Here is an 18,832-nt window from a genome sequence, read left to right as displayed (position 1 = left end):
CGGTTATCACCGCGGGAGAGCCGTCTAGGGTTGGACACCGACATCCTCCTGTCGTGGTTGGGACACCAAGCCCGAGCACCACAACAGGGGGATGTCCTCGTTTTCAACCACTCAGGCACTTACTAGGGGGATGTCCTCGTTTTCAACCACTCAGGCACTTACTAGGCCCGGCGTACGTTGCCGGGCGTGGGCGTCGTGGTGGTGGGTGCGGGCATCGCCGGGGTGGCCTGCGCGGTCGAGCTCGCCGCGGCGGGCGTGCCCGTGCGGCTGGTGGACCGGGCCGGTGCGGTCGGCGGACGGATGGGTGGCCGGGTGGTGGCCGGCAGGCCGGTCGACCTCGGGGCCGCCTACTTCACGGTGCGCGACCCGGGCTTCGCGCAGGTCGTGCGGCGCTGGGAGGCGGCAGGGCTGGCCCGGCCGTGGACGTCCGAGCTCGCGGTGCTGGGCGACGGCGGGCCGGATCGGGCGCCCGGGCCCCAGCGCTGGGCGGCGCCCGGCGGGCTGGCCGCGCTCGTCGCCGACCTGGCGGCGGGGCTCCCCGTGGAGCGGGGCCGGGAGGTGCGGCGGGTGGGCCCGGGCCCGGTGGTCGACGGTGAGCGGGCGGACGCGGTCGTGCTCGCGATGCCCGACCCGCAGGCGCTGCGGCTGCTGGAGCCGGGTCACCCGGTGGCCACCCGGCTGGCCGGGCGCGGGTGGCAGCCCGCGATCGCCGTGGCCGCGGGCTGGGCCCAGCGGCAGTGGCCCGAGCTGCCGGCCGCGTTCGTCAACGGCCACCCGGTGCTCACCACGATCGCCGACGACGGCGACCGCCGCGGTGACCGCGCGCCCGTCCTGGTGGCCCACACCACCGCCGACGTCGCCCGGGCCCACGCGGCCGACCCGGAAGGCGCGGTCGCCCCGGTGCTCGACGCGCTGCGCGAGCTGCTCGGTGTGCGCGCGGCGCCGGAGTGGACGCTCGCGCACCACTGGCCGCACGCCTCCCCGGAGGGCACCCGCGACGAGCTGTTCCACCTGACGCCCGACGGCATCGGGCTGGCCGGTGACGGCTGGGGCAGCCCGCGGGTGGAGACGGCCTGGCGTTCGGGCCACATGCTGGGAAAGGAGCTCGCCGAACGCGTGCGGCGCGACCGTGCGGCGGGTTAGCGTGCTGAGCTGTGCCCGCCCCCGCTGATCCACTCGCCGATCCACTCGCCGATCCACTGGTGGTCGATCTACTCGCCGCGCTCCCGGCCGACCGCGTCCTCGTCGACCCGGACGTCGTGGCGCCCTTCCTCCACGACGAGGCGGAATGGGCGGCGTACGGGCGGGCGAGCGCGGTGGTGCGGCCGCGGACCACGGCCGAGGTCGCGGCGGTCGTGCGCGCCTGCGCCCGGCACGGGCGACCGCTGGTACCGCGTGGCGCGGGCACCGGCCTGTCCGGCGGGGCGAACGCGGTGGACGGCTGCGTGGTGCTGTCCACCGAGCGGATGCGCGAGATCGTCGAGATCGACGAGGCCGAGCGGCTCGCCGTCGTGCAGCCCGGCGTCGTCAACGACGATCTGCGCGCGGCCGCCGCGGAACGCGGGCTGTGGTACCCGCCGGACCCGGCGAGCTCGCCCTGGTCGACGATCGGCGGCAACGTCGCCACCAACGCGGGCGGCCTGTGCTGCGTGAAGTACGGTGTCACCCGCGACTACGTGCTGGCCCTCGAGGTCGTCACCGCCGCCGGTGAGGTGGTGCGCGTGGGGCGGCGCACCGCGAAGGGCGTGGCGGGTTACGACCTCGCGGGCCTCATGGTCGGCTCCGAGGGCACGCTCGGCGTGATCACCGAGGTCACGGTGCGGTTGCGGCCACTGCGCACCGGCAGCCCGCGCACGGTGGTCGGCTTCTTCGACACGCTCGCCGCGGCGGGCGACGCGGTGTCCCGGGTGACGGCCCGCGGGCTGCAGCCCTCGGCGTTCGAGCTGATCGACCGGGTGTGCCTGCACGCCGTGAACGCCTGGAAGCACGCGGGTCTGCCCGAGGACGCCGCCGTGCTGCTGCTCGCGCAGACCGACCTGCCCGAGCCCGCGGCCGAGCAGGAGGCCACGGCCATCCACGCCGAGTTCGAGGCGGCGGGTGCCCGGGAGGCGGTCTTCTCCACCGACGCCACCGAGGCGGAGGCGCTCTTCGACGCCCGGCGGCTCGCCTACCCCGCCCTGGAGCAGCGCGGCGACGCCATGCTCACCGAGGACGTCTGCCTCCCGCGCGGGCGCCTCGCCGAGATGCTCGCCCGCGTCGAGGAGATCGCCGCGCGCCACGACGTGCTGATCGCCAACATCGCCCACGCAGGCGACGGCAACCTGCACCCGCTCCTGATCACCCCGCACGGCGACGAGGCCGCGAAGGCCCGCGCGCAGGCCGCGTTCGCCGACATCGTCGACTCCGCGCTCGCCCTCGGTGGCACCGTCACCGGGGAGCACGGCGTGGGGCTGCTGAAGCTGCCGGGCATGCGCGCCGAGCTCGGCCCCGAGGTCCTCGCGCTGCAGCGCGCGGTGAAGCAGGCACTGGATCCGAACGGGATCCTCAACCCCGGCAAGGTGGTTTCGTGAATCCGCTGTTCCCCGCCCTCCTCGACCCGGACGACCGGCCCGCACTGCGGTTCGGCGACGACGCGCTGACCTACCGGCAGCTCGCCGGCGCCGCGGGTGCCCTCGCCGGATCACTCGCGGGCCGCGGGCGGGTGGCCGTGCACGCCACCCCGACGATCCACACGGCGGTCGGCGTCACGGCGGCGCTGCTCGCGGGCGTCGCGGCGGTGCCGGTGAACCCGAAGCTGGGGGAGCGCGAGCTGGGGCACGTGGTGGGTGACTGCGCACCCGAGCTCGTGCTCGCCGCGCCCGGCGTGCAGCTGCCCGGCCCGCTCGGCGCGCTGCCGCGGCTCGACGTCGACCTCGGCGCGAACGGCCCGGTGCCCGCGCACGAGCCCCCGGCGGACTCCCCGGCGCTGGTGATCTACACCTCCGGCACCACCGGCCCGCCGAAGGGTGCGGTGATCGCGCGCAGCGCCGTGGCGTACGACCTCGACGCGCTGGCCGAGGCCTGGGACTGGACGGCCGACGACCTGCTCGCCCACGCCCTGCCGCTGTTCCACGTGCACGGGCTGGTGCTCGGCGTGCTCGGCCCGCTGCGCCGGGGCGGGAGCCTGCACCACATCGGCAGGCTCGACGCGCCCGTGCTGGCGGCGGCCGGGGCGTCGATGGTGTTCGGGGTGCCCACGCAGTACCACCGCCTCGCCGACCAGCTCGAGTCCGACCCGGAGTCGGCGAAGGAGATCGGGCGCGCGCGGCTGCTCGTGTCTGGTTCGGCCGCGCTCACGGCCGTCGACCACGCCCGGCTGCACCGCGCCACCGGCCTGTCCGTCCGCGAGCGGTACGGGCTCACCGAGACGCTGATCCTCACGGCGGCGCGTGCTGCCGACGAGCCCGAGGTCGGCACGGTCGGGCGGCCGTTGCGCGGCACCGAGATGCGCCTCGCGCCCCTGCCCGGGGGCAGCGACGACGGGCTCGGCGCGGTCGAGGTACGCGGTCCCAGCCTGTTCACCGGCTACCTCAACCGCCCCGACGCCACGGCCGCCGCGCACACCGAGGACGGCTGGTTCGCCACCGGCGACATCGGCCGCTGGACCGAGAGCGGCGCGCTCGCGATCGTCGGCCGCAGCGCCACCGACCTGATCAAGTCCGGTGGCTACAAGATCGGCGCGGGCGAGATCGAGAACGCGCTGCTCGAACACCCCGGGGTGGCCGAGGCCGCGGTCGTCGGGGTGCCGGATCCCGACCTCGGGGAACGGATCGTGGCGCACGTCGTGCCCGCGGGTGCCGCGCCGGGCGAACGGGAGCTGATCGACCACGTCGCCGCGCTGCTCGCCCCGCACAAGCGGCCGCGCGAGGTGCGGTTCACCGAGGCGCTGCCGCGCAACGACATGGGGAAGGTGCAGAAGTCCCGCCTTCCGCAGGAGTGATTGCGTAGCGCGATTGGGGGACCCTTCTCGGATGACGGACACGACGACCCGCACAGAGAGCCGCACGTTCCGCGGATCCGCCGAGGCCGGAACCCCCCGATACGACGCCCTCCCCGGCGTGCGGCGGCAGGAACCCCTGCCGCGCCAGGTGATCGAGGTCGAGCGGTTCGACACCGCGGACCGCAGGCTCGCCGCGGCCGGCATCACGCTGGCCGTGCACCGGGCGGAGGGGGAGCAGCACCACTGGCGGCTCGACCTGCCCGACGCCGCGCACGCCGAGGACCTGCGCGTCCCCCTCGCGCCGGACGCGCCGCCGGTGCCCGAGGTGCCGGGTGAGCTGGCCGAGCTGGTGCGGGGCGTCGTCCGGGAGGGTGAGCTGCACCCGGTGGGGCAGCTGCGCCGCATTCGGACCGGCGTGAAGCTGCTGGGCGACGACGACCGTCAGATCGGCACGATCGTCCACGACCACGTCACGGTCGCCACGCTGGGCTCCTCCACCGAGGGGTCGGCGTGGACCGAGGTGCAGGTGGGCGGGGGAGCCGCCGACGAACTGGCGGACGCCGCCGCGCGCCGGCTCGCCGGGGTCGGGCTGCAGCCCGCGTCGACCACCGCGGAGGCCGAGCTCGACCGGCTCCTGCGGCCCGCCGACCCGGAGCCGGGCCGTCGCCCGGGCGGGAAGCGGGCGAAGCCGGGTTCGGCCGGTGAGGCGCTGGTCGCGTACCTGGCCCAGCACATCGACCGGCTCGCGGCCGAGGACCTGCGGGCGCGGCGCGGCGAGCACGACTCCGTGCACCAGCTGCGCGTGGCGTCGCGGCGGGTGCGCAGTGCGCTGCAGGCCTACCGCGGGTTGCTCGACCGCGATCGCACCGAGCCGATCGTCCACGCCCTGCGCGAGTTCGGCCGAGCCCTCGCCCCGGCCCGCGACGCCGAGGTACTGCACGCCCGCATCCGCGACGGCCTCGCCGAGCTCGACCCCGAACTCCTGCTCGGACCCGTGCAGGCGCGGGTCACGCGGCACTACGGGCGGGTGGAGCAGGAGACCGCGGCCGCCGTGCTCAGCACCCTCGACGGCGAGGCGTACGCCCGGCTGCGCCGCGACCTGGACGACCTCGTGCGCAGGCCACCGCTCGCGAAGCGGGCCCGCCGCAAGGCACGCAAGGAACTGCCGCGCCACGTCGCCCGCGCCGCGCGGCGGCTCGACCGGGCCGTCAGCGTGGCGGTCGACCCGGAGAAGCCCGCCGAGGAGCGCGACCCGGCCGTGCACGCCGCCCGCAAGGCGGGCAAGCGCTTGCGGTACGCCACGGAGGTGGCGCGCCCGGCCGTCGGGAGGGACGCCAAGCGGTTCGCCAAGTGCATGAAGGGGTTCCAGCAGGCCCTCGGCGAGCACCAGGACACCGTGGTGGCCCGCGACGCACTGCGCGAGCTCGCCGCGCTGTCGCACGAGAGCGGGGAGAACGGGTTCGCGTTCGGCGTGCTGTACGGGCGGGACGAGGCACGGGCCCAGCGCATCGAGGAGGAGCTCCCGCGGCTGTGGGCCGACGCCTGGCAGCCCCGCAACCGCCGCTGGCTCCGCTGACCGTGCGACGATCGCGGGCGTGACCGACCCCCGGGACGCCGTGGCCGACCTGCGGCGCATCGCCTTCCTGCTGGAGCGCGCGCACGAGTCGACCTACCGGGTGCGGGCGTTCCGCACCGCGGCGGCCGTGCTGCGCAAGCGGGACCCGGAGGAGATCGCGCGGCTCGTGCGCACCGGGGAACTGGTGCGGCTCAAGGGGATCGGCGAGGTCACGGCGAAGTGCGTGGCGGAGTCGGTGCGCGGCGAACCGCCCGCGTACCTGCAGAAGCTCGAGGAGATCGAGCCGACCCCGCTCGATCGGGCCGCCGAGGCGCTGCGCGAGGCGATCCGCGGCGACTGCCACAGCCACACCGACGCCTCCGACGGCGGCTCGCCGCTGCGGGAGATGGTCGAGACCGCGCAGGCGCTCGGCCACGAGTACCTCGTGATCACCGACCACTCGCCGCGGCTCACCGTCGCGAACGGGTTGTCGGCCGAGCGGCTGCGCGCGCAGCTGGCGGACATCGCGGAGCTCAACGCCGAGCTCACGGGGTTCCGGGTGCTCACCGGCATCGAGGTCGACATCAACGAGGACGGCTCGCTCGACCAGGACGAAGAGCTGCTCGCCCAGCTCGACGTCGTGGTCGCGTCGGTGCACTCGAAGCTGCGGATGCCGCGCGCGGAGATGACGGAGCGGATGCTCACGGCCATCGACAACCCGCACGTCGACGTGCTGGGCCACTGCACCGGCCGCATGGTCACGGGCAACCGCAAGCGCCCGGAGTCGCAGTTCGACGCCGACGCGGTGTTCGCGGCGTGCGCCGAGCGCGGCGTGGCCGTCGAGGTGAACTCCCGACCCGAGCGGCTCGACCCGCCGCGGCGGCTGCTGCGCCAGGCCGTCGAGGCGGGGTGCGAGTTCACGATCGACACCGACGCGCACGCCCCCGGCCAGCTCGACTGGCTGCGCAACGGCTGCGAGCGCGCGGCCGAGTGCGAGGTGCCCACCGAGCGGATCCGCAACACCTGGTCGCCGGAGCGTCTCACCCGTCCGCGTGGCTGATCTCGCGCCACACCCTCCCGCCGGTTCCAATGGGGCAGGAGGTGTCAGTGGTGCAGATGTCCGATTTCCTGCCGGCGGTGATGAGCGCGCTGGCCGTGCTCGCCGCAGGCCAGGCCCCGCCCGCGCCCGCGGACCCGTCCGAGTGCGCCACCACGGCCGCCGAGCGCTTCGGCTGGGGTGAACCGACCCGCCGCTCCGACTTCTCCGACGGCCTGCCCGGCGACTGGCACCCGTACGGTCCCGAGCCCGGCCACAGCAAGGAGGGGATCCGCACCCCGGAGGCGATCACGGTGGCCGACGGCGTCGTCACGATCTCGGCCACCGAGGACGGCACCACCGGCGCGATGAGCTGGCACCCCGGACAGCGCTACGGGCGGTGGGAGGCGTGTGTGCGTTCCGAGGCGGCCCACGGCGGCTTCAACGCCCTGCTGCTGCTCTGGCCGGTGGCCGAGGACTTCCCGGTGGGCGGCGAGATCGACTGGATGGAGATCACCTCCGACGACCGGCAGGAGACGGACTTCTTCCTCCACTACGGCCCGGAGAACGACCAGGACCACGGGTCCGTGCGGCACGACGCCACGCAGTGGTCGGCCTTCGCCCTCGAGTGGACCCCGACCGCGATCACCGCGTACGTGAACGGCGAGGAGTGGTACTCGAACACCGACACCGAGAAGTTCCCGCCGCGGCCGATGAACATGACGATGCAGCTGGACTACTTCCCGCCCGCGGGCGGGCCGGCCGCGATGCACATGGACTGGGCGAAGCAGTGGGCGTTGCCGGAGAGCGAGCCCGCCGAGCTGTCGCTCGCCCCCGGGGACCCGGCCACCGGCCAGCCCGACGACTACCCCGACCGCGCTCCGCGCCGCCTGCCGTGATCCCCATCGGCGTGCTCGCGGTGGCCGTCGCGGTCTGCTGCGGGCTGGCCGCGCCGACCCCGGCCCGCCACGTCGTGGACCCCGCTGGCGGCGATGACGGATCCGGCACGGGCGCGGAGCAGCGGCCGTTCCGGACGATCACCCGGGCGCTCGCCGTCGCCGGGCCCGGCGAGACCGTGCTCCTGCGCCCCGGGACCTACGACGAGGCCGTGGTGACGGTGCGGCCCGGCGTGACGATCGAGGGCCCGCGGGACGCGGTGCTGAGGGGCGCGGCCGGCAGCCAGCGGGTGGTGGACGTCCGACACGACGACACGACGCTGCGCGGCTTCACCATCGACGGCCGCGTCTGCGCGGAGCTCGTGGAGGCGTGCTTCCGCGGGAAGGGGATCTGGGTGCAGGGCACGGTGCCGCACGACGGCGTGACCGGCGCGCGGATCCTCGACCTGCGGGTGACGAACCTGGGCGACGAGTGCATCCGCCTCAAGTACTTCGCCTCGGACAACGTGGTCGCGGGCAACACGATCGGCCCGTGCGGCGTGCACGACTTCGCCGTGCCGAACACCGGGTCGGGCCAGAACGGCGAGGGCATCTACATCGGTACGGCGCCCGAGCAGCTCGACCGCAACCCCACCCCGGACCCCGACCTCAGCAACGGCAACCTCGTACACGGCAACACCATCGACACGCGCGGCGGCGAGTGCGTCGACATCAAGGAGGCCGCCCGCGACAACGACGTCGCGCACAACAGCTGCACCGGCCAGCAACCCCGCAACGGCAGCTCGGGCGCGATGGACGCGCGCGGCCCGTCCAACACGTTCCGCTACAACCACATCCACCACAACGCCGCGGCCGGCATCCGGATCGGTGGCGACCGCCCCGGCGACGCGGTGGGCAACGCCGTCCACCACAACGTGATCACCGACAACGCCCGCGGTGGCATCAAGGTGCAGGACCCCGGGCCGCACGGCGCGATCTGCGGCAACCTGATGCACGGCAACGTCGGCGGCGACGTGGTGGGCGCCCACACCGACGGCATGGACGACCCGACGCGCCCGTGCTCACGCACACCCGGGTTCGGCTGAACCCGCACCGTTGGTGGGAGGGCAGCTAGCGCTCGCGCGTGGTGCTTGATCGTCGTATCGGTGCGTTCCCCGACGCGAGGTGTCGGGAAACACGCCCGGCCGGTGATCATGGTTCAGCGGAACGCGGCCAGGTCGTCGGCGGTGGGCGGGTCGGCGCCCCGCCGGCTGCAGGTGATCGCGGCCGCCAGGGCGGCTTCGTCGAGCAGGGTGTCGAGGGTGTCGGCGTCGACGGCGCGCAGGGCGGGGCGGTTGGCCGCGCCCAGCAGCCCGCGCCGGTGCAGCCCGGCGAGCAGGGCGGCGGAGAACGTGTCGCCCGCGCCCACGGTGTCGATCACCGTGATGGGGACGCCGGGGCGGCGGGCGCGCACGCCCGACGCGGTGCCGGCCAGCACGCCGTCGCCGCCGAGCGTGATCGCGACGACGGCCGGGCCGCGCGCCAACCAGTCCTCCACCACCTGCTCGGGGCGGGTGCCGGGAAGGAGCCACTCGAGGTCCTCGTTGCTGACCTTCACGACGTCGGCGACGGCCAGCAGCTCGTGCACGCCGGCCAGCACGTCGGCGGGCTCGCCCATCAGCAGGGGGCGGCAGTTGGGGTCGTAGCTGATCGTGGCGGTGTCCGCGGCCTTGGTGATCAGCTCGCGCAGTGCGGCGGCGCCGGGCGGCATGGTGAGCGCGAGCGACCCGGAGTGCAGGGCGACGACGGGCCCGTCGAGCGCGCCGTCGAGCTCGTCGGCGCTCCACTGCCAGTCGGCGGTGCCGGCCACGCGGAAGTCGTAGCTCGCGCCGCCGTCGGGGCCGACGGACACCATCGCGAGCGTGGTCTGCTCGGTGGCGCGGACGGCGTGGTCGAGCTGCACGCCGTTGCCTGTGAGGTGGTCGCGGACACGGCGGCCGAGCATGTCGTCGGCGATCCGGGCGAGCAGCCGCGCGGGCACGCCCAGCCTCGCGAGCGCCACCGCCACATTGGCGGGGCTGCCGCCAGGCGCGGCCTCGAAGTACTCCCCGACGGGCGCCGGAACCATGTCGACCAGCGCCTCGCCCGCGACGGCGACGATGCCGTTCTCAACCCCTGCGGTGATGGTGACCCCCTCAGCCGCGCAGCGTGGTCGCGAGATTCGCGAGCACGCCGTCGTGGATCCGCTGCAGGCCCTTGGGGGCGAACGTGCGCTCGAAGAAGCCGCCGATCCCGCCGGCGCCGTTCCAGCTGCTCTCGACGGCGACGACGCTGCGGTCGTCCCCGGCGGGCGTGACGGTCCAGGTGGTGACCATGCTCGAGTTGGTGTCGCGCTCGACGATCCGGTCGGTGCCGGGGGTGCTGACCTCCACCAGCTGGTCGCGCACCCGCTTGCTGGTGGCCTGCAGCAGCCAGTGCACGCGGGTGCCCTCGCCCTGGCCGCCGGCCTCCACGCGGTAGTCGCGGTAGTGCTCGGTGAGGATCGCCGGCCGCACCTTCTCGTAGTCGGCGAGCGCCGCGCGCACCCGCTCGGCGGGGGCGTCGATCGTGCGCTCGGTCCGCGCCGTCACCTGTGCCATGGCGCCATCCTGCCGCCACCGGGCACCGGTGGTCACGACGGGGCCTGCCCCCACCCGCGTTCCCCCTGCGCGGCGGTGGCGTGCTGCTTGCCGTACTCGACGAACCGGGCGGCCCCGATGTGCTCGGCGGCCCGTTCGGCGTCGCGCACGACGGGCCGGGCCGCGCCGACGACGGCGGCGCTCTGCCGGATCGCACCGCTGATCTGCGCGGCGGTGCCGCCGGCGAGGATCATCGCGTCGAGCAGCCTGCCCACCAGCCGCGAGAGCTGGTGGGCGAGGGAGACGGCGCTCGTGATCAGCCGGACAGCGCCGACACCCAGCGCCCCGCCCGCGGTGACCAGCGCCGCGACCCCGGCCAGCACCGCCGTCTCGACGGCCTCGACGACCCACCCGACGATCCCGTCGCGGACCAGCGCCCGCACGGTGCCCACCTGCGCACCGGAGCCGAGGATCAACTCCGCGAGCCGGGCGGCGTCGCGCCCGGCCTGCTCGAGCGCGCCGCCGAACAGGTCGGCGGCCACGCGGTAGCCGTCGGCCGCGACGCCCTCCCACGCGCCGAGGGCCTCCGCGGCCGCGCGGTGCTGCTGGGCGACCGCGCCGAGCTCGACGCCGACGTGGTGCCAGGTGCGCGCCTCGGCGGTGATCTGCGCGGGATCGCCGGCGAGGGCGTCGAGCGGCTCGCGCAGGAACCACACGTGCTCGACGAGCCAGCCCAGCCCGGCCGTGAGCAGGCTGTCGAGGGGGTCGGCGACGAAGCCGAGGGTGTCGAGGCCCGCCCCGGCGGCGGTGAAGGCCACCTGGAACGGGTCGACGTGCTCCGCGGAGAGGGCGGCGCCCAGGTCGGCCCAGCTCGACGCCACGCCCGCGCCCTCCCAGTCGAGCGGCTGCGCGGTCACGGGTCGATCCCGCGCAGCGGTGCGGCGGCGCGCCGCTCGGCCTCCAGGTACTCGTGGACGGCGGCCCGCACACCGTCGCCGAGCGCCCGGGAGCCGTCGGCGAGCCGGCCGACCGAGCGGGACGCTTCGCCTGCGGCGTCCACCACCGCCACCGCGAACACCCGGCCGATCACCCCGTACGCGCCGAGGTCGAGCGGGGTGCCTGCCCCGCCGGCGGTGCGCAGCCGGGCGGTGAGCGCGTCGACCTCCCTGGCGTGGCGCGACAGGTCGTCCTCCTCGAACCGGAACCCCTCCATCACCGCTCCGGCACGGCGAGGTGCGCGCGCAGCACCTGCATGGCCGCGCTGCGCTCGCCGAAGACCGGCACGAGCGCGGCCTCGGCCCGCCGCGCCGCGTCCTGCCGGGCGAGGCGGGAGGTGTCGAGCACGGTGGCGGCGAGCTCCTGGCGCGACAGCGCCTCCGCGTGCGTGGTGAGCTCCAGGTGCTGCAGCGCACCGGACTGGTCGACCGTGACCGTGACCGCGCCGTCGCGGCTCGTGGCCGTGCCGGAGACGCCGGCCAGCTCCTGCTCGGCCCGGGCCGCGCGGGCCCGGACGTCCTCGAGGCGGTGGCGGTAGTCGGCGAGCCATTCGCGTCCGTCCATGGCTGGGACGGTAAGCGGCGGCCACCCGCTCGCGGGGCCGTTTCACAGAACTGCCCGCTACCCCAGCGCGAAGGACGCGAGGTCCTCCAGGAGCGGGCGGCGCGGGGCGGACCGGTCGGCCACGAGGGCGACCCGGTGCGCGGTCCACTCCGCCACGACCGGCCGGCCGGCGAGCGCGGCGGGCACGCGGCCCCGGGCCAGCACGACGTCGGCCTGGAACGGCTGCGGGTGGGTCACCGGCACCAGGCCGACCGTCGCGTCGAACACGACGGCGGCGAGGTCGTCCAGACCGGAGACCGGTGCCCCGAGCCACTGCCCGCCCAGCCTGCGGGTGGCCGGGCCGAGGGTGCAGCGCGCCGGCGGCACGCCCGCCAGCTCGTCGGACAGCGCCGTGGCGAGCGGCCCGACGAGGTGTTCCGGCACGTGCCCGAGCGGGCGCAGCTTCACCACCCACTGCTCGGGCACCGACCACGTGACGCCCGCGACGGGCTCACGGGGCAGTGCGGCGAGGACGTCGACGACGTGGGCGGGCGGCCGGACGGCGACGAACAGCCGCATCGCCCCAGCGTAGGGTCCGTCAGCCGCCCGTGAGCACCCCCCGCACCGAGGGCCATGCGGCGAGGGCGTCCCGGACGTCGGGGTTCGCCTCGTTCCGGATCGCCTCGGCGTGGGCCTCGGCGAGCACGTCGTCGATCAGCACCCGACGGCCGCTGTCGGCCGAGCGCACGGTGGCCTCCACCATCGCGAGGCTCAGCACGTTCTCGTGCACCTCGCCCATCGGGGGCACGCCGGTGCGCAGGGCGTCGGTGAACACGACGAGCGCGCCCTCGATGCCGGAGAACGGCGACGGCGTGCGGGCCGCGGGGGTGAACTCGGCCTCGAGGACCGGGTCGTGGTCGCCGTCCCAGTGGGCGGAGCCCTTCTCGGCGGACAGCCGCCACTCCCCGTTCCAGGACGTCTGCCTGCCCGGGCTGCACCAGCTGCCCGCGTAGGTGTAGCGGACACCGCCGGTCATCTCGAACACCGCGGTGGCGGCGGCGTCGCCCGCGAACCAGCTCCAGGGCGGGTTGTGCGACTCGCAGTACGCGGCGACCGGCTCGGCGCCGAGCACGAACCGGGCCGAGTCGAACGGGTGGATGGCCATGTCGACCAGCAGCGGGTGGGCCATCTCCTCCCGGAACCCGGGGAAGTGCGGGGCCCGGAAGAACTCGGTGGTGAGCGAGCCCGCGGCGCCGAGCTCCTCCGCCATGGCCCGCAGCGCGAACAGCTGCGGGTTCCACCGCCGCGACTGGCTCACCATGAACAGCCGCCCGGTGACCTCGCTGGCCGCGGCGAGGGAGAGCGCCTGCGCCACGGTCGGGGCCACCGGCTTCTCGCCGAGCACGTCGAGCCCGGCGAACAGGGCCGCGGTGGTGACGGGGTGGTGGGCCTCCGGCACGGTGACGTTCACGATCGCGCGTGCCCCGGTGGCGGCGGCGAGGGCGACGCCGTCGGTGCCGGTGGGGACCGGCCTGCCGAGCGCCGCCGCGGCCTCCGCGGCGGCGGCCGGGTCGATGTCGGCGATCCCGGCCAGCTCGACGTCCGGGGCGGCCTCGATCGTGTCGCGCCAGGCCCGCCCCATGAGGCCTGCGCCGACCAGCACCACCCGCAACGGGTCCGGGACGGTCATCCGAGCGGCCCCGTGTAGCCGGCGCCCTTGAAGAACTCGCCGGTCTCGTAGCGCAGGAGCACGGGTGCGGTGCGCTCGGGCCGGTCCGTCCTCGCCCACTTCACGCCGTTGGCGATCACCCGCCGGACGTCCTTGTGGTGGTAGGTGGGGTAGTCCTGGTCGCCGGGGCGGAAGTAGAAGATCTTGCCGTAGCCGCGGTGGAAGGTGCAGCCGCTGCGGAACGCCTCCCCGCCGGAGAACGTACTGATGAAGATCAGCTCGTCGGGGGCGGGGATGTCGAAGAACTCCCCGTACATCTCGTCCTCCTCGATCTCGAGGGGGTGCGGCACGCCATCGGCGATCGGGTGGGTGGGGTCGACGGTCCAGATCAGCTCGCGGTCGTGCTCGCTGCGCCAGCGCAGCGTGCAGCTGGTGCCCATGAGCTTCATGAAGATCTTCGACCAGTGCCCGGAGTGCAGCACGACGAGGCCCATGCCGGACAGCACGTGCTGGTGGACCCGCTCCACCACCTCGTCGGCGACCTCGCCGTGGGCGGCGTGGCCCCACCAGACCAGCACGTCGGTGTCCTGCAGCGCCTCCTCGGTGAGCCCGTGCTCCGGGTCGTCGAGGGTGACGGTGCGCACGACCGCACCGTCACCCAGGTTCTCCCGGATGCCGTCGGCGATCGTCTCGTGCATGCCGTCGGGGTAGATCTTGCGAACGTGTTCCTCGATCTTCTCGTGGCGGTTCTCGCCCCAGACGGTCACGCGGACGGGAGTCACAGAATTGCGTCCTCTCTACTTCACCGCGCCGCTGGCGACGCCTGCGGCGACGAATCGCTGGGCCACGAGCAGCAGCACCACTGCCGGGATGGAGGCGAGCACGGCGGTGGCCATCACCGAGCTCCAGTCGTTCACGTACGTGCCGATGTACTGGTAGATCCCGAGGGTGACCGGCCGCACCGTCTCGGTGGTGGTGAGCGTGAGCGCGAACAGGAAGTCGCTCCACGTGAACAGGAACGTGAACAGCGCCGCCGTCACCAGCGCGTTGCGGCTCATCGGCACGACGATCGAGACGAACGCGCGGATCTGCCCCGCCCCGTCCACGCGGGCGGCCTCGATGACCTCGCCCGGGATCGCGAGCAGGTACGCCCGCATGATCAGGATGGCGAACGGGATGCCGTGCGTGGAGTCGGCGAGGATCAGGCCGGGGATCGAGTTGAGCAGGCCGAGGTCGCTGTAGGCGTCGTAGAGCGCGTTGGCCACGACGATGCCCGGGATCATCTGGCTGATCAGGATCCCGAACAGCACCACGCCCGCGCCGCGCACCTTGAACTGCGCCAGCGCGTACGCGGCGGGCGTGGCCACCAGCAGGCTGAACACCACGCTCCCGGCCGCCACCACCAGGCTGGTGACCAGGTTGCGGCCCTGGTCGCGCAGTGCGGTGGCGTAGCCGTCCAGCGACGGCTCGAGCGGGATCCACGGCGTGCCGACGGCCGAGCCCGCGGGCTGCAGCGACACGTTGAGCATCCAGTACAGCGGGAACAGCATGACGGCGAGCAGCAGCACGCCGACGGCGGTGCTGCCCCACCCGCGGGTCTGTGTCACGGCGGGCCTCATCGGAGCGCGGCGCGCCGGTTGGCGCGCAGGTAGAGGAGTGCGAACACCAGCGAGATGACGATGAGCACGTTGCCCATCGCGGCGCCCTCGCCGAAGCGGAACTCCTGGAACGACAGGTGGTAGGCCTGGGTGGCGATCGTCTGGGTCGCGTTGGCGGGGCCGCCGTCGGTGAGCCCGAGGATGATGTCCAGCACCTTGATCGTGTAGACCACGCCGAGCACCAGCACCACGGTCACCACGGGGCGCAGCAGCGGCCACGTCACGTGCCGGAACGCGCGCCAGCCGGTGGCGCCGTCGAGCGCCGCGGCCTCGTACAGCTCCGGCGGGACGTCCTGCAGCCCGCCGTAGAGGATCGTGGTGTTGAACGGGATCCCGATCCAGATGTTCACGCCGATCACCGCGATCAGCGCGAGCGAGGTGCTCGTGAGCCAGCCGGGGTGGTCGGCGAGGCCGATGCCGGCGAGGAACCGGTTGAGCGCCCCGTGGTCCTGGTCGAGGATCCAGCGCCACACGGCCCCGGACACGATCAGCGGGATCAGCCACGGCAGCAGCAGCAGCGAGCGCAGCAGGCCCGAGAGCGGGAAGCGCCGGTGGAAGAAAAGCGCGATCCCCAGGCCGATCACGAACTGGCCCGCGATCGAGCCGACCGTGAACAGCACCGTGTTGAGCAGGGCGGTGCCGAACACGTTCGACGAGAGCACGGCGACGTAGTTGTCCAGCCCGACGAACGGCGCCTCGCCCGTGTAGAAGGTGCGGGTCGAGTACTCCTGGAACCCCATGAGGACGTTCTGGACCACGGGGTAGCCGAAGAAGAGCAGGACGTAGGCCACCGCGGGCACGAGGAAGGCCAGCTGCAGCAGCCGTTCCCGCCCGCGCGGCGACCACCACCCGCCCGCGGGCCCGCGCGGGGGAGCGGGCGCCGCGGCGGGTGGGGCGATCCGGTCGGGTGCGGTGGCCGTCTCAGCCATTCTGGGCCTGCTGGAGGGCCTGCAGCGGGGGCGCGCCGCCGGTGATCGCCGTCTGCACCGCGGTGTAGATGCGGGTGGCAGCGGCCGGCCACTCGGGGCCGAGCTTGCCGGTGCGGGCCCGCGCGGTCTGGACGATGTCGGTGAACGCCTCCATTCGCGGGACGTCGGCCACGAACCGGTCGCGCAGGGCCGTCTTCGTCGGCACCGTGGTGCGCTCGGTGGCCAGCGCGATCTGGTTGTCGTCGGTGTTGAGGCAGGCCACGATCTCGGCGGCCTTGGCCTGGCGGGCGGGGTCCCCGGTCTGCGGGATCGTCCACGTCTCGCCGCCGAGCGGGGCCACGACGGCCTCACCCGCCTGCGGCACCGGGATCGGCACGACCTCGTAGTTCAGGCCCTCGACCTTGTCGAGCGCCGGGAACTGCCACGGCCCGTTGACCATCATCGCCGCGTTGCCCGCCGCGAACTGGTCCTTGACGTCGGCCTGCTTCCAGTTCAGCACCGACCGCGACGCCGCCCCGGAGTTCACGAGGTCGACCCACAGCTGCAGGGCCTCGGCGGTCTCCGGGCTCGCGATGTTCGTCTCGTCGCCGCCGTTGGTCCACATGAACGGCAGGAACTGCCACGCGCCCTCGTAGTCGGCGACGGCCGAGAACGCGATGCCGTAGCGCTGGCCCTCGGTGAGCGCCGCGGCGGCGGTCTCGAGCTCGTCCCAGGTCTTCGGCGGGGTGATGCCGGCCTCGGCGAGCATGTCGACGTTGTAGAACAGCCCGATCGAGTTGGTCACCGGCTGCAGGCCGTAGACCTGACCCTCGAAGGTCGAGGCGGCGCGGACGCCCTCCTGGTACCCGTCGGCCGAGAGGCCGAAGTCGCTGAGCGGGGCGAGCGCGCCGGTCTGGGCGATCTGCTGCAGGTCCGGGTTGTCGAGCATGAGGACGTCGGGCAGCGTGCGCGACGACGCCTGCTGGAGCACCTTCTGGATCAGCGAGTCGCCGGGCACGACCTCGCGTTCGATCGTGACGCCCGCCTGCTGCCCGCACGCGTCGAGCGTGCGCGCGTAGACGGATCTGTCGGGTTCGTTGTTGTAGTAGTCGAGCACCCGGAGCGAGGTGACGTCACCGCCACCTCCGCCGCCTCCGCCGCCACAGGCGGTGAGCCCGAGTGCGGCGGCCGCGACCAGCGCGGGAAGGGCGGTCCGCAGCGGTGCTCCTCGTCGAGCCATGTCCGGTCCTCTCGTCGATACGTATCGATGACGGGCGTGGGGCGGCCGGCGGGCCGCGCGTGGGTGGTCAGGGGGCGGGCAGGGTGGTGTCGCGGCGGGTGAGCCGCGGGCGGATCAGCTCGACGAGCTCGGTGGGGCGTTCCCCGGACCGGTCGAGCAGGCGGAAGAGGATCTCCATCGCGCGCCGCGAGACGTCCCGCGGCTCGAGCGACACGTTCGTGACGGCGGGCGTGCTCGCCTCCGCGGACGCGTCGGTGCACAGGCCGACCAGGGAGACGTCGCGGCCCGGGACGACACCGCGGTCGAGCAGGGCCTGCAGCACCGGCTGGACCGCGGGCGAGTTGGGAACGACGATGCCGGTGCGCTCGCCGCCGCGGGCGAGGGCCTCCCGCACCGCGTCCTCGGCCCCCGCGCGGTTCGGCGGCACCGGGCTCACGAGCTCGATGGCGACGCCGTGCTCGTCGGCCGCGGCATCGGCGCCGCGCTGGAACCGGCGCACGAAGTTGATGTCGCGCTCCACGACGTCGGGGGCGTGGCCGATCACCACGATCCGGTCGTGCCCCGCGGAGGCCAGTTCGTCCACGGCGAGGCGCCCGGCCTCGGCGAAGTCCACGTCGACGCAGTGCAGTCCGGCGCTGTCGTCCGGGACGCCGATGAGGATCACCGGCACCCGCAGCGACGCGGCCACCGGGATCCGGGCGTCGTCGGCCTCGATGTCCATCATCACGATGGCGTCGCAGAGCGTGCGGCCTGCGAGGCGGGTGAGGCCCGCCGAGCCCTCGTCGGCCGTGACGAGCAGGACGTCGTGGTCCTCGGCGCGGGCGCAGCCGGCGATCGTCTCGATGAACGGGAGCAGGCCGGTGGTGTCCGCGCCCGGCCGGAACCGCACGACGAGGCCGATCACCTGCGTGCGCTGGCTCGCGAGCGCACGGGCCCCGGCGTTGGGCTGGTAGGTGAGCTGCTCGATCGCGTCGAGCACGCGCTTGCGGGTCTCGGCGGAGATCGACCGGCGGCCGCTCATCACGTAGGAGACGGTGCTCTGCGAGACCCCCGCGACGCGGGCGACGTCCCGGCTGGTGACCACGGCGCGCCCCCCTCCGTCGGAAGTTGTCGATACGCATCGACAGTGCGCGTGACGGTAGCCACTCGAAAGGGTGATCGCAACCCTCCGTGCGCGGGTACGAACCGATCAGCGGTGCCGGCCCGCCGGCGGAGCGGATCTACTGGCCACGACGATCGCGAGGTGACGGATGCCCAGTCCGAACGTGGACCCCAACGCCATACCCGCAGGCGAGCCCGTCGGGGTGGGCCGGCCCGCCGCCGAGGCGCAGGAGCACCCGCCGGTGTGGGACTCCCACCCCAGCCACCACAAGTGGGAGTACGTGCAGGAGATGGGTGGGTGGGTGCGCGACTACGACCCGGACTCGCTCTGCAACTCCGTCGCCGCGATCCCGTTCCAGCCCACCTTCGGCTACCCGCCACCGCACCCGCGCTGCCTCCTGGGTGAGTGCGGCTGCGGGGCCGAGGCGCCTGCGAGCTGATCACCGGGCGGCGGCGCCCGGGGTGGGAGGCTCGGACGATCGGACGGGTCCGGCGACCGGGGGTGCGAGGCAGTGGCCGCGACGATGCGCGATGTGGCCCGCCTGGCGGGGGTGTCGGTCAAGACCTTGTCCAACGTGGTCAAGGACTTCCCGTACGTGAGCGGCCCGACGCGGGAGCGGGTGCTGGCCGCGATCGCCGAGCTCGGCTACCGGA

The 18,832-nt window shown here is 74.3% G+C and carries 20 protein-coding genes and 1 pseudogene; 9 read left to right on the top strand and 12 right to left on the bottom strand.

The window, feature by feature from the left end; translation table 11 throughout:
- Nucleotides 1-186 precede the first annotated feature (186 nt).
- From ACFPL3_RS36380 to ACFPL3_RS36350, 7 genes are read left to right on the top strand one after another with little or no spacing between them, the layout of a single operon-like run.
- A complete protein-coding gene (locus ACFPL3_RS36380; RefSeq protein WP_379590440.1) occupies nucleotides 187-1,143 on the top strand; it encodes an NAD(P)/FAD-dependent oxidoreductase in 957 nt (318 codons plus the stop codon).
- Nucleotides 1,144-1,154: 11 nt separating this feature from the next.
- A complete protein-coding gene (locus ACFPL3_RS36375; RefSeq protein WP_343937420.1) occupies nucleotides 1,155-2,570 on the top strand; it encodes an FAD-binding oxidoreductase in 1,416 nt (471 codons plus the stop codon).
- The gene (locus ACFPL3_RS36370; protein ID WP_343937422.1) at nucleotides 2,567-3,979 is read left to right on the top strand and encodes an AMP-binding protein; all 1,413 of its coding nucleotides are present in this window, start codon (nucleotides 2,567-2,569) and stop codon (nucleotides 3,977-3,979) included. The genes ACFPL3_RS36375 and ACFPL3_RS36370 overlap by 4 nt, the downstream gene beginning before the upstream one ends.
- A gap of 31 nt (nucleotides 3,980-4,010) precedes the next feature.
- On the top strand, nucleotides 4,011-5,555 hold the full coding sequence (locus ACFPL3_RS36365) for a CYTH and CHAD domain-containing protein (protein ID WP_343937424.1): 1,545 nt from the start codon (nucleotides 4,011-4,013) through the stop codon (nucleotides 5,553-5,555).
- A gap of 19 nt (nucleotides 5,556-5,574) precedes the next feature.
- Nucleotides 5,575-6,594, top strand: a complete 1,020-nt coding sequence (locus ACFPL3_RS36360) for a PHP domain-containing protein (RefSeq protein WP_343937426.1) — start codon at nucleotides 5,575-5,577, stop codon at nucleotides 6,592-6,594.
- A 56-nt stretch (nucleotides 6,595-6,650) separates the two neighbouring features.
- Entirely contained in the window at nucleotides 6,651-7,469 is an 819-nt protein-coding gene (locus tag ACFPL3_RS36355) for a glycoside hydrolase family 16 protein (protein WP_343937464.1), read from the top strand.
- Entirely contained in the window at nucleotides 7,466-8,551 is a 1,086-nt protein-coding gene (locus tag ACFPL3_RS36350; protein ID WP_343937428.1) for a right-handed parallel beta-helix repeat-containing protein, read from the top strand. The genes ACFPL3_RS36355 and ACFPL3_RS36350 overlap by 4 nt, the downstream gene beginning before the upstream one ends.
- 113 nt (nucleotides 8,552-8,664) lie before the next feature.
- Here the strand turns inward: ACFPL3_RS36350 and ACFPL3_RS36345 are convergent, their stop codons facing one another.
- The 12 genes from ACFPL3_RS36345 to ACFPL3_RS36290 form a co-directional block, all read right to left on the bottom strand.
- On the bottom strand, nucleotides 8,665-9,606 hold the full coding sequence (locus ACFPL3_RS36345) for a carbohydrate kinase family protein (protein WP_379590445.1): 942 nt from the start codon (nucleotides 9,604-9,606) through the stop codon (nucleotides 8,665-8,667).
- A 34-nt stretch (nucleotides 9,607-9,640) separates the two neighbouring features.
- Entirely contained in the window at nucleotides 9,641-10,084 is a 444-nt protein-coding gene (locus ACFPL3_RS36340) for an SRPBCC family protein (RefSeq protein WP_343937430.1), read from the bottom strand.
- Nucleotides 10,085-10,116: 32 nt separating this feature from the next.
- The gene (locus ACFPL3_RS36335) at nucleotides 10,117-10,980 is read right to left on the bottom strand and encodes a hypothetical protein (protein WP_343937432.1); all 864 of its coding nucleotides are present in this window, start codon (nucleotides 10,978-10,980) and stop codon (nucleotides 10,117-10,119) included.
- The gene (locus ACFPL3_RS36330; RefSeq protein WP_343937434.1) at nucleotides 10,977-11,276 is read right to left on the bottom strand and encodes a hypothetical protein; all 300 of its coding nucleotides are present in this window, start codon (nucleotides 11,274-11,276) and stop codon (nucleotides 10,977-10,979) included. Before ACFPL3_RS36330 ends, ACFPL3_RS36335 begins: the two co-directional genes overlap by 4 nt.
- Nucleotides 11,276-11,623 (bottom strand): YbaB/EbfC family nucleoid-associated protein, encoded by a 348-nt coding sequence (locus tag ACFPL3_RS36325; RefSeq protein WP_343937436.1) that lies wholly within the window; start codon nucleotides 11,621-11,623, stop codon nucleotides 11,276-11,278. Before ACFPL3_RS36325 ends, ACFPL3_RS36330 begins: the two co-directional genes overlap by 1 nt.
- Nucleotides 11,624-11,680: 57 nt before the next feature.
- Complete coding sequence (locus ACFPL3_RS36320; protein WP_343937438.1) at nucleotides 11,681-12,181, bottom strand: 2'-5' RNA ligase family protein; 501 nt, start codon at nucleotides 12,179-12,181, stop codon at nucleotides 11,681-11,683.
- A gap of 19 nt (nucleotides 12,182-12,200) precedes the next feature.
- Nucleotides 12,201-13,292, bottom strand: a complete 1,092-nt coding sequence (locus ACFPL3_RS36315; protein ID WP_343937440.1) for a Gfo/Idh/MocA family protein — start codon at nucleotides 13,290-13,292, stop codon at nucleotides 12,201-12,203.
- Nucleotides 13,289-14,053: a ThuA domain-containing protein gene (locus tag ACFPL3_RS36310; protein WP_343937442.1), complete on the bottom strand. Its 765-nt coding sequence runs from the start codon at nucleotides 14,051-14,053 to the stop codon at nucleotides 13,289-13,291. The genes ACFPL3_RS36315 and ACFPL3_RS36310 overlap by 4 nt, the downstream gene beginning before the upstream one ends.
- 15 nt (nucleotides 14,054-14,068) lie before the next feature.
- A complete protein-coding gene (locus ACFPL3_RS36305; RefSeq protein WP_343937468.1) occupies nucleotides 14,069-14,821 on the bottom strand; it encodes a carbohydrate ABC transporter permease in 753 nt (250 codons plus the stop codon).
- Between the two features lie 65 nt (nucleotides 14,822-14,886).
- Nucleotides 14,887-15,858 (bottom strand): carbohydrate ABC transporter permease, encoded by a 972-nt coding sequence (locus ACFPL3_RS36300; protein WP_343937444.1) that lies wholly within the window; start codon nucleotides 15,856-15,858, stop codon nucleotides 14,887-14,889.
- Nucleotides 15,851-17,077 carry a sugar ABC transporter substrate-binding protein gene (locus ACFPL3_RS36295; protein ID WP_343937446.1) on the bottom strand — a complete coding sequence of 409 codons (1,227 nt, stop codon included), beginning with the start codon at nucleotides 17,075-17,077 and terminating at the stop codon, nucleotides 15,851-15,853. Before ACFPL3_RS36295 ends, ACFPL3_RS36300 begins: the two co-directional genes overlap by 8 nt.
- Nucleotides 17,078-17,144: 67 nt before the next feature.
- Entirely contained in the window at nucleotides 17,145-18,161 is a 1,017-nt protein-coding gene (locus tag ACFPL3_RS36290; protein WP_343937448.1) for a LacI family DNA-binding transcriptional regulator, read from the bottom strand.
- Between the two features lie 166 nt (nucleotides 18,162-18,327).
- Between ACFPL3_RS36290 and ACFPL3_RS36285 the strand changes: the two genes are divergently transcribed.
- Nucleotides 18,328-18,618, top strand: a complete 291-nt coding sequence (locus tag ACFPL3_RS36285; protein ID WP_343937450.1) for a hypothetical protein — start codon at nucleotides 18,328-18,330, stop codon at nucleotides 18,616-18,618.
- A gap of 84 nt (nucleotides 18,619-18,702) precedes the next feature.
- Nucleotides 18,703-18,825, top strand: a pseudogene (locus tag ACFPL3_RS36280) (LacI family DNA-binding transcriptional regulator); the annotation flags it as partial.
- Nucleotides 18,826-18,832: the final 7 nt, after the last annotated feature.

This window comes from Pseudonocardia zijingensis, assembly GCF_042657305.1.
GTDB lineage: Bacteria > Actinomycetota > Actinomycetes > Mycobacteriales > Pseudonocardiaceae > Pseudonocardia > Pseudonocardia zijingensis.
The sequence above is the reverse complement of the archived record's forward strand: the minus strand, read 5'-3'. Positions and strand labels throughout refer to the sequence as shown.